Genomic DNA, 6,705 nt, shown 5'->3' with positions numbered 1-6,705 from the left:
GTTGAAGTATTGACAACCAAGCATTATGCTGGAAAGGGTTGCCAACAATCCAACACCCCAAAATCAACATTATGGACCAATAAAAAATAAAATATTAACTTTAGAGAACTGGACTAGGGATTTTCATAGGAGGCATTGTTGTAGCACGTTTTTATCGCTCAATTTTTACTATTCCGTCACAATTTCTTCCAACAAGTTCTGATATAAATTTCGTTTCTCCTGCGATTGTGGTAAATGCTAAATCGTAATCAGTATTTACAACCCAATTCCTTTCTTTTGGGTAAATTAAACTAGGTGTTAGTCTCAAATTTTCAATTTCAAACAATTTTGGAAGTCCACTTATTTTACCACTATAAATTAAATCTTTTTCCCAGTTTTTTGTGGCAAGAAAGGTGTAGAACAATTCAATATCTTGGTTTCCGTATATTTCATTTACTACTTTTACTAAACTTATTAAATGCTCCTTGTCCATTAACCCTTCGCCAGGATATAGTTCATTGTTCATTTGCTTGTCGTAAGAGTGAGTATGTTTGATACTCTCCGTAATTGCCTTGTTCAAGTCAAACTCTCTATTTTTTAGTTTATGAAAATCTTTCCAAGTCACACGAGAAAATTCATCTTCAGGAAATTCTTCATCTGACAATTCTCGGACTACGATTTTATCTTTTGGGATTTTATTATTTATCCAAAATGAGTGTAAGGCAATTGCATATTCTTGAAAATTACTCGGTAAAGTTAATTGAAGGAAAAATTCACATGGATTTTTTTCACGTAATTTTAAATCATACTCTTTTTGTTCTCCAACAACAGTTGCATAAGGTTTAATCCAATCTTCTATATCTTTTTCAATTAATTCCAAGGTTTTTCTTAAATGTGCTACAACAATTGTATATGTGCACAATTGCACATATATATTTTTTATATCACAACTAATATAAAACAAAAAAACCATCACTTTTCAGTGATGGTTTTTAATATCAATTAGATAACGTATTACAACTTAGTTACCTTTTTTGTAATCTGCCAAGAACTTCTCTAGACCACTATCTGTCAATGGGTGTTTTAGAAGTCCTGTAATTGCACCTAAGCCACCGGTCATAACATCGGCACCGATCTTAGCACAATCAATAATATGCATTACGTGACGCACAGATGCTGCTAAAATTTCAGTTTCAAAACCGTAGTTATCATAGATCAAACGAATATCCGCTATTAAGCCTAAACCATCTGTTGAGATATCATCTAAACGACCAATGAACGGAGATACATAAGTTGCTCCTGCTTTTGCAGCCAATAAAGCTTGACCTGAAGAGAATACCAACGTACAGTTAGTTCTGTATCCTTTATCAGAGAAATACTTGATCGCTTTTACACCTTCTTTGATCATTGGTACCTTAATTACGATCTGTGGGCTAATTTTAACCAACTTCTCCCCTTCTTCAACCATTCCGTCAAAATCGGTAGAAATCACCTCAGCACTAACATCACCGTCTACCAAGTCACATATTTTCTTGTAATGTGCCAAAATATTATCGGCACCTGTAATGCCTTCTTTAGCCATTAAAGATGGGTTTGTGGTTACACCATCTAAAATACCCATATCCTGAGCTTCTTTGATCTCGTCTAAATTTGCTGTATCTATAAAAAATTTCATCTGTTACTAATTTTAAATTTATAATCAATGTCCCTAAAGCAATGCCTTAAAGATTATTTATTTTAAAAAATCTACTACCTGTTGGTATACTTGATCTCCGGTAAACCCAAATTTCTCATCAAGTACGGTTGCCGGTGCAGAGTACCCAAAGTGCTCTAAACCGAATACTTTACCATTTGGTCCTGCCAAACCTTCCAAGTTTACAGGTAAACCTGCCGTAAGACCGAATACCGGCTTGTTTGGCGGAATAATTTTTTCTTGGTATGCTTCTGATTGTTGTCTAAACAAACCTTCTGAAGGTATTGAAGCTATATTCACTTTCAAGCCTTCTTTCTCTTCCAACAATTTGGTTGCCGCTACTAAAGTAGATACCTCAGAACCGTTAGCAATTAATATTACATCTGGATCAGCTACTTCTTGTACCAAGTAACCTCCTTTTTCCGCTCCTAAAGCTTCTTCATAACGGTTACCGCTCTTAGCAGGTACATCACCTATACCTTGTCTGGACAAGATAAGACCAGTTGGCGTCTTTTGGTTTTCCATGGCCATTTTCCAAGCTACGTTCGTTTCTTGAGAATCTGCCGGGCGCAATGCTACAAAACTTTGCTCATGGCTATGGTTCTTTAATTTCTCTAATAAACGTATTTGAGCTTCTTGCTCTATGGGTTGGTGCGTTGGGCCATCCTCTCCTACCCTAAAGGCATCATGTGTCCAAACAAACTTCACCGGTAATTCTTGAATACAGCTTAAACGAATGGCTGGTTTCATATAATCAGAAAACACAAAGAATGTGGCCACTACCGCCATAACCCCACCATGCAGTGCAATACCGTTTGCCATAGTTGCCATGGTCAATTCCGCTACACCTGCCTGTAAGAAGGCTCCGGAGAAATCACCTTTCTTTAAAATACTTGTTTTCTTTAAGAACCCGTCCGTTTTATCACTGTTAGATAAATCTGCAGAAGATACGATCATGTTCTCTACGTTCTGTGCCAAGTAAGCCAAAACATTGGAAGATGCCGCTCTTGTCGCCTGACCTTCTTTTTGAGCTATAGAACTGAAATCCAATTTAGGTAATTTTCCTTCAAGGAAACCATCTAACTTAGCAGATAACTCTGGGTTCTCTGTTCGCCATGCATCAATCTCTTTTTTCTTGGCCTGAGCTTCATCTTTCTTTCTATTGATGATCCCTTCGTAGTATTCCTCTACTTTTGAATAAATATCAAAAGGATTGTCAACATCGGCTCCTAAATTCACCAAAGTCTTTTCATAATCTGCTCCCGTATCGCCAATTGGCTTACCATGTAACTCGGTGTACCCTTCGTACGGAGTTCCATCTGCAGTTACACAGCCTTTACCCATTATGGTCTGACCAATGATCAAGGTTGGCTTTTCCGTTTCTGCATTGGCATCTGTCAACGCTTTTCTGATCTGCTCATGATCGTGACCGTCTATAGTAACTACTTTCCATCCCCATGCCTCATATTTCTTTGCAGTATCCTCAGAAGTTACCTCATCTGTTTTAGAGGATAATTGAACATCGTTAGAATCATAGAACATAATAAAATTACTTAAGCCTAAGTGACCAGCAATTCTACCTGCACCTTGAGAAATTTCTTCTTGCACACCACCATCGGAAATAAAGCCATAGATCTTATGGTTCATCCAATCGCCAAAACGTGCTTTTAAGAAATTGGCCGCTACCGCTGCACCAACACCCATAGTATGCCCTTGACCTAATGGACCAGATGTATTTTCAATACCTCTTGCCACATCTACCTCAGGGTGACCAGGCGTTACCGATCCCCATTGTCTAAAATTGGATACGTCGTCTTTTGAGTAGTTCCCCAAAAGGTAATATTGCGCATACATCAATGTTGATAAGTGACCAGCATCCATAAAGAAACGATCTCTAAAAGGCCATTTCATATCAGAAGGATCATAGTTGAAAAATTCAGTATATAAAATGTGCATGTAGTCTGCTCCTCCCATTGGCCCACCTGGGTGCCCAGAGTTTGCCTTTTCTACCATCGCTACAGCTAATGCCCTAATATTATCGGCCGCTAATTGATCTAGTTCCTTGTTCATTATATTTTAGATTATTTTTCAGGTTCGTGTTAAATTCAAAACTTATTAAATCTCCTCAAAGATACTTTATATAGGGCTCTAATTAAAATTATTTGCACAACATAATTCTATAGCACTCAACTATTAAACGTCTAAACTTCGATAGATTGATGCTTGAACTCTTTCGAAAGGGTTTTCGAAGAGTTTTTCATGTGCCTCCTGATGTATTTATTGGTTTATCTCCTCAAAATAAAACACTTATGTTTTGATAAATGGAATAGCAAAATTCAAAGAATGCCTACACTAGTGAAATCATTAAATGACTTTCACAGGTTTGCATATTTACAATCTGGATATTATAACAATTTTAGCGTTTTCTGTACCCCTATAATGCAGTTATCTCTTTTTGACAACTGCTTGATCCCCTTCCCCAATGATAACAATATTGGTAGTGGTCAAGAACAATCCTGTTTCTACTATACCAGGTATGGTCTTTAATTGCTGTTCTAAGGTCGTCAGTTTAACATCGGCATCCCAAATATCTATGTCTATAATGTCGTTGTTTTCGTCCGTTCTATAATGCTCACCATCTTTTAAACGTTGAACGGGACTAAGTTTCATGCCTTCAAGTTCCTTTATGATAAGCCGTGTTGCAAAGGGAATGGTTTCTATAGGCAATTTGAACTTACCTAGTTTTTTTACACTTTTAGAAGAATCGGCAATAACAATATTAAGATCGGAATTATGTGCCACAATTTTTTCGCGCAGCAATGCACCTCCACCGCCTTTGATCAACTGAAAGTCTTGATCTACCTCATCCGCACCATCAATGGTAACATTCAACCGCTTTGCCTCTGCCAAGGTGATGACATCAATACCTAGTTTTCTTGCTAATTTTTCAGTCTCGTTAGATGTTGCAACGGCTTTGATGTGTAATCCGTTCTGCACCATTTCCCCAATGGCTTCAATCATAAAAAATGCCGTGGATCCGGTACCTAGACCTACATTCATTCCTGATTCAATAAATTTTACCGCCTCTAATGCTGCTACTTTTTTCTCGTTTACCGCGCTCACTTATAATGGTATTTAGGTTCGTTATTTTCGCTAAAGATATTTATAAATGATCGATGTTCCCGTGATTGTTCATTTGTTCTAAAAAAAACTTTAGTGCTTTTGAATTCACCCTACACCAATTGCAAAAACATTACCGTAAATTTTCCATTTTTATTATTTGAAAACAGTTATTAATTTTCAATTGATTTTAAAGACAGTATAGGCACGTCTTTACAAAAATGTGCCTTATCAATGATATAATTAAGCCTCAGGTTTTTCATAAACTCATGATTACAACTGAATACCACAACCAATTGACAATTATTTTGATCAATGAAAGTACTTAAAGTAAAAGATAAAGCGTCCTTAACCGATATGTTGTAAAATTCATGTGATACATTATGTAGTGTTTTATCTATGGTGTACAAATTCAATTTTTTAAGGGTATTCAAATGATCATTAGATTTCTGAAAATTAAGAATATGAACTCTGCTATTAAAACCGCTACATACTTCTAACAATGAATTCAATTCGTTTCCCTTATAAAAATAATTTGCATCTGACACCAAGGCAATATTGGCTAGGTCCCTAAACGTAATTTTTTTTGGTATTACTAAAACAGGGCAATTTTGTACATTATCCAAAATCCTTACCGCATTTCTACCCATTAAACAAGAAGGGTCCTCTTCTTCTCCTGTTGCGCCCATTACTATAAAATCTAAAGCATACTTTTCTATGGCCTCTTTCACTTCTTCAATCAATAATGAAAATGTTGGAATTTTTACATAGGAATGACGGTGATTACCATGTTGCTTTTTAACACGTGACAGCAACATTGAAAGTCCCTTTTCCGATGCTTTCTGTGCAGTACAAGCTTTGACTTCTACAACAGCATTACCCGCCATTAGTCTATTACTGTAAATTTCTGGGGTATAAGCATTTAAAAAATAGAATGTACATGTAGTATTGGCAAAAAGACGTAGTGCAAACTCGGTAGCATTCCATGCGGCCAAAGAAAAATCTGTAGGTATTAGAATGTTTTTCATGAGTAGAACGTATCAATATGAAGATAAATGTAGATGTCATGGTCCCTAGAAACTATGACATTTATCAGATCATAGAAATTTTAAAACCCGTCTATGAGTTCTTTTATGGCACAATCGTTTACGATACCTATTTTTTTACCTTCGGTTTTAATAAGCCCTTTCTTTTTAAAATCGGATAGCATTCTAATCAAAGATTCCGTTGCGGCACCTACAATGTTGGCATAATCATCTCTACTTAACGTGAGTAACAGAAAACCGTTTTCGTCTTCGCCATAGTTCTGTTTCAAATACAATAATGCCTCTGCAAGGCGCTGTTTTACGGTCTTCTGAGACATATTTACAATGACATCATCTGCCTCTTTTAAATCGTGCGCCATATGCCGTAACACTTCTAAAGAAAAATATGGATTGGTATTTAAAGTTGTCGTAATTATTTCTTTGGGAATAAAACAAACCTCCATATCATTGATCGCCGTGGCGCTCAAATTGGTATAATCCTCTGCAATTACAGAACGTTGTCCCATTATTTCGCCCCTATTGGTCAATTTTACTATTTGCTCCTTTCCATTGCTACTAAGCTTGGACAACTTAGAAACACCGTTACGTACGCAGTAAACGCCATCTAACTTTTGCCCTTCTGAAAACAATGCATCTCCCTTTTTTATCTTTTTGGAAATTTTGGCATTGGAGACCTTTTTTAGCTCTTCTTTACTTAATGCTCGTAGCGAATTAAATTGTCTTATAATACAGTTCTCACATCTACTTTCCATGGCTATACAATTTAATATAGCACAAAATTAAACAAGCCAATTATGCTAAGAACTGACAATTATCATGTTTTAAAAAGTGATTGGTTTTCACCTTTGTATACTTAATTGGTTAATG

General features: G+C 36.2%; 6 protein-coding genes. All 6 read right to left on the bottom strand.

The features are described from left to right. Positions 1–151: 151 nt before the first annotated feature. A complete protein-coding gene (locus VBZ51_RS17580; protein WP_416577785.1) occupies positions 152–859 on the bottom strand; it encodes a hypothetical protein in 708 nt (235 codons plus the stop codon). Between the two features lie 141 nt (positions 860–1,000). Continuing rightward, a complete protein-coding gene (fsa, locus tag VBZ51_RS17575; protein WP_058105582.1) occupies positions 1,001–1,654 on the bottom strand; it encodes a fructose-6-phosphate aldolase in 654 nt (217 codons plus the stop codon). 57 nt (positions 1,655–1,711) lie between these two features. Next, on the bottom strand, positions 1,712–3,742 hold the full coding sequence (locus VBZ51_RS17570) for a transketolase family protein (protein ID WP_416577784.1): 2,031 nt from the start codon (positions 3,740–3,742) through the stop codon (positions 1,712–1,714). A 375-nt stretch (positions 3,743–4,117) separates the two neighbouring features. Then, the gene (gene rpiA, locus VBZ51_RS17565; RefSeq protein WP_416577783.1) at positions 4,118–4,795 is read right to left on the bottom strand and encodes a ribose-5-phosphate isomerase RpiA; all 678 of its coding nucleotides are present in this window, start codon (positions 4,793–4,795) and stop codon (positions 4,118–4,120) included. Positions 4,796–4,965: 170 nt separating this feature from the next. After that, positions 4,966–5,820, bottom strand: a complete 855-nt coding sequence (locus tag VBZ51_RS17560) for a universal stress protein (protein WP_416577782.1) — start codon at positions 5,818–5,820, stop codon at positions 4,966–4,968. An 80-nt stretch (positions 5,821–5,900) separates the two neighbouring features. After that, positions 5,901–6,590: a Crp/Fnr family transcriptional regulator gene (locus VBZ51_RS17555; protein ID WP_416577781.1), complete on the bottom strand. Its 690-nt coding sequence runs from the start codon at positions 6,588–6,590 to the stop codon at positions 5,901–5,903. Positions 6,591–6,705 lie beyond the last annotated feature (115 nt).

The organism is Maribacter sp. HS, from assembly GCF_048059195.1.
Taxonomy (GTDB): domain Bacteria; phylum Bacteroidota; class Bacteroidia; order Flavobacteriales; family Flavobacteriaceae; genus Maribacter; species Maribacter dokdonensis.
This window is presented reverse-complemented; position numbering and strand designations above follow the sequence as displayed.

Coding starts and splice junctions, on each gene's coding strand:
- fsa (WP_058105582.1), bottom strand. CDS start 1,654: ATGAAATTTTTTATAGATACAGCAAATTTAGACGAGATCAAAGAAGCT.
- VBZ51_RS17570 (WP_416577784.1), bottom strand. CDS start 3,742: ATGAACAAGGAACTAGATCAATTAGCGGCCGATAATATTAGGGCATTA.
- VBZ51_RS17560 (WP_416577782.1), bottom strand. CDS start 5,820: ATGAAAAACATTCTAATACCTACAGATTTTTCTTTGGCCGCATGGAAT.
- VBZ51_RS17555 (WP_416577781.1), bottom strand. CDS start 6,590: ATGGAAAGTAGATGTGAGAACTGTATTATAAGACAATTTAATTCGCTA.